Raw genomic sequence first — 3,372 nt, 5'->3', positions numbered from 1 at the left:
GGGTATACGGATTTAATGGTTGATGGGGCACCTTCACCCCATCAATCTGATACCACCCTCAGATGGTTGATAGATCGACTCCGTAGTTGAGTTCCTCTGCGAAGTCCGGCAGTCCGTAACCGATGGTTTTCTTGTAGAAAGGAGAGACCTTCGCAGTCGGTGCCTTCTTCTTGTGCTTCGTGGTGTAGAGCATTCGTGCCCGCATCACCTCGAAGGAGTAACCGCGCCCTTCACGGTTCTTGTCCTTGGCCAGTCGGTTGATGGACTCCGTGTAAGCGTTGGTGACGGGCATGTCCGTCTCGAAGTAGGTCATGGTCTCTTCGCGCCAGTTTCCCACTGCCCTGACCAGATCGCTCCAGACTTCCTTTTGGCCCTTCGGGATGGTGGCTATCCACTCGTCCAGGGCGGCTTCTGCCTGGAGCCGTGTGGTGGCGTCCCAGATGCCGTAGAAGCGCTCCTTGTGCTCGTAGGCGGCCAGCAGTTGCGGGAACGCGCCTGTCCAGGTCTCCATGATGAGGCGCTCCCGGTCTGAGACTTCGTGAGCGCGTTTCAGCAGGATTTTCCGGTCTCCCTTGAGAGTCCGGCTCTTGGACGGTTTCAGCTCCTTTCTGAGGCCCTTGCGCACTCTCTCTAGGGCATCGTTGGCCATGCGCACCACATGGAACTTATCGACCACGATACGGGCCTGGGGCAGCACAGCCTTGACCGCTGCCCGGTAGGGGTTCCACATGTCCATGCTGACGATCTCGACCTTCTGCCGGTCTTTCAGCTTCATCAGGTAGTTGGTCACCACGTCCTGGCGGCGGGTGGCCAGCAGGTCGAGCAGGGTTCGCTCCTCAATGTTGGTCAGAATGCAGCGGTAGCGCTTGTTCAGGTATAGCTCGTCAATGCCCAGGATGCGGGGCGTCTCGAAGCGGTGCCAGCGCCCCAGGAACTCGGTGCGGGCGTTGAAGATGTCGCGCACCGTCTTCTCGTCCAGGCCGGTCTGTGCCGCCACAAAGGTGTAGGGGTGGTTGAAGGATTCCTTCTCCACGTACTCATGCAGCCGCAGTGTCATACGGAATCCGTCCACCATCTCCGGTAGCTGGGGCCTGAATGTTGTCTTGCAGGCCCGGCAGGTGTATCGGCGGCGGACCACCCAGAGAGTGACCCGCTTGCCGTGGATGGGCAGATCACGATAGGGAACGTCACGCTTGCCGAACCGTACGAACTCACCCTGCACGCCGCATTCCTCGCAGGCGATGGGATCGGGCACGTCCACTTGGAAGTGCATTTCGTCGTCGGTTGATTTGCAGCCCAGTACTTGGTATTGCGGCAGGTGAAGGATGTTGTCGGGAAGTTCGGTCATGGTGTTGTATAGGCGTAGGTGTCAGTCAGATCCATCCGGCTCGGCATTGGTGTTTGCTTTTTTACCCAACAAGCTGCTGGAAACGAAAAGTAAGGCACCGAGGACAATTGCAATATCAGCCAGGTTGAAGGCCGGCCAATGCCAGTCTCGCCAATAGAAATCAAAGGAATCCACAACATAGCCGCGAAAGACCCGGTCAATCAGGTTGCCCATGGCGCCACCGAGGATAAGACTGTAAGCGATGGCTTCTCCTTTATGACGATTTTCAAGGATCAGCTTGATCAGAAAAATCGAGACCACTACCGCGATTCCGATAAATAAGTAGCGCTGCCAGCCTCCACCATTCGCAAAAAGACTGAATGCGGCACCGGTGTTCCATAGGTGCACCCAGTTAAAGAACGGGGTCACCGAAACATACTCGCCATAGGCCATTGATTGCTGCACCAGCCACTTTACAGCCTGATCAGACGCTGCCAGCAGGCCCGATATGGACAATAGGGCATACGGCGAGAGCTTTTTGCCAATAATGAGCATTATTTAACCCTTCAACGCCAAAATGCGTCTGGCACCGTTAAGTACAATGCCCCCCGCGATGGTGCCGATAATCAGATCCGGATAATTGGAACCGGTCCACGCGACCAGGGCGCCGGCGGTGATGACCCCCAGGTTGATCACCACGTCGTTGGCCGAGAATATCCAGCTTGCCTTCATGTGCGCCCCGCCTTCCCGATGTTTGGATATGAGCAGCAGACAACTGGTATTGGCAATCAATGCGACGAATGCGATAGCCATCATCACCAGCGATTCAGGCTCACTACCGAATACAAAGCGCCTCACGACCTCTACGAGTACGCCAACAGCCAAAACCAGTTGGACCACACCAGCAACGTGCGCAACACGGACCTGCCTTTTCACGCTATGCCCAACCGCATAAAGAGCGAGTCCGTACACTGCCGCATCAGCAAAATTGTCCAGGGACTCTGCAATGAGGCCAGTTGACTGAGCCATCAGACCGGCAGTAATTTCCACCACGAACAGAAGTGCATTGATGCCGAGCAACCAGCGCAGGGTCCCGGATTCTTGCTCAGCAGAAGCTGCCGAAAACTCGGCGGCCTTGATGGTCTCCGGATTTGCAGCGACGGTTTCCTGAAGCGAGGCGCCTAGCCCCAAGGTCTTCAGTTTCGAGGTGACGGGCTCGACCTCGCCGTCATGCACGACCTTCAGCCGGCGGTTCGACAAGTCGAAGGACAGCGCCCGAATCTCCTCAAAGCCGTTCAGGGCTAGGCGAATCATTCGTTCTTCTGATGGACAGTCCATCTTCGGCACGGCATAAACACTGACCCATCTCCCTGGCGCCTCGGAGGAGGCCTGTATATCGGTATCCGCTGCGGACGTTGCATCACCGCCACAGGCGCCACCACAGGATTTGCTCATGATACGACTCCACTTGAACAATGTTGTGGTACCATTTAAAACTATAAAGCCACTATAAGGTCAATAGAGTAAAGAATCCGTTGGGGAGGAGGCTGATGCGCATTGGTCAGTTGGCGCAGTTGGTAGGGGTCGAAACACAGACGATCCGCTTCTATGAACAGCAGGGCTTGTTGCCGCCGCCTGATCGGCAGGACAACGGTTACCGTGTCTATACCGAGAAGCATGGTGAGGGGCTGGCCTTCATCCGTCGCTGCAGAATCCTGGGCCTGTCACTGGCTGAGATTCACGAACTACAGAGCTATCAGGACGACCCTCATCAGCCTTGTACCGCCGTCAACGCCTTGCTCGATGATCACATCTCTCATGTGCGGTCGCAGATAACCGCTCTGCAAGCGCTTGAGAAACAACTCGTTTCACTGAGAGCGAGTTGCAACGATGACCGGGAAGTTGAGGCGTGTGGGGTTCTTGCTGGAATTAGCGAAGGAAACATGCACCAGCAGTAGGTGAAGCATCAACCAGATAATCCGATGAGATGCCGGTCTGTCTCACTCTCATGCAAAGGTAAGATCAACCATTTAATCCGCTTACCC

4 protein-coding genes are annotated in these 3,372 nt (G+C 55.8%); 1 reads left to right on the top strand and 3 read right to left on the bottom strand.

Annotated features, from left to right (window positions below):
• Positions 1–58 precede the first annotated feature (58 nt).
• Genes FE848_RS18425 through FE848_RS18415 form a run of 3 tightly spaced genes read right to left on the bottom strand, consistent with a single transcriptional unit; the run spans position 59 to position 2,782 of the window.
• Positions 59–1,348, bottom strand: a complete 1,290-nt coding sequence (locus tag FE848_RS18425; protein ID WP_200205343.1) for an ISL3-like element ISPpu12 family transposase — start codon at positions 1,346–1,348, stop codon at positions 59–61.
• Between the two features lie 21 nt (positions 1,349–1,369).
• Positions 1,370–1,882: a signal peptidase II gene (lspA, locus tag FE848_RS18420; protein WP_008740521.1), complete on the bottom strand. Its 513-nt coding sequence runs from the start codon at positions 1,880–1,882 to the stop codon at positions 1,370–1,372.
• A gap of 3 nt (positions 1,883–1,885) precedes the next feature.
• Complete coding sequence (locus FE848_RS18415) at positions 1,886–2,782, bottom strand: cation transporter (RefSeq protein ID WP_200205342.1); 897 nt, start codon at positions 2,780–2,782, stop codon at positions 1,886–1,888.
• 95 nt (positions 2,783–2,877) lie between these two features.
• Between FE848_RS18415 and cadR the strand changes: the two genes are divergently transcribed.
• Positions 2,878–3,285 carry a Cd(II)/Pb(II)-responsive transcriptional regulator gene (gene cadR, locus FE848_RS18410; RefSeq protein ID WP_004364961.1) on the top strand — a complete coding sequence of 136 codons (408 nt, stop codon included), beginning with the start codon at positions 2,878–2,880 and terminating at the stop codon, positions 3,283–3,285.
• Positions 3,286–3,372 lie beyond the last annotated feature (87 nt).

The sequence above is a fragment of the Marinobacter sp. 1-3A genome (assembly GCF_016597775.1).
Classification (GTDB): Bacteria; Pseudomonadota; Gammaproteobacteria; order Pseudomonadales; family Oleiphilaceae; genus Marinobacter; species Marinobacter xiaoshiensis.
This window is presented reverse-complemented; position numbering and strand designations above follow the sequence as displayed.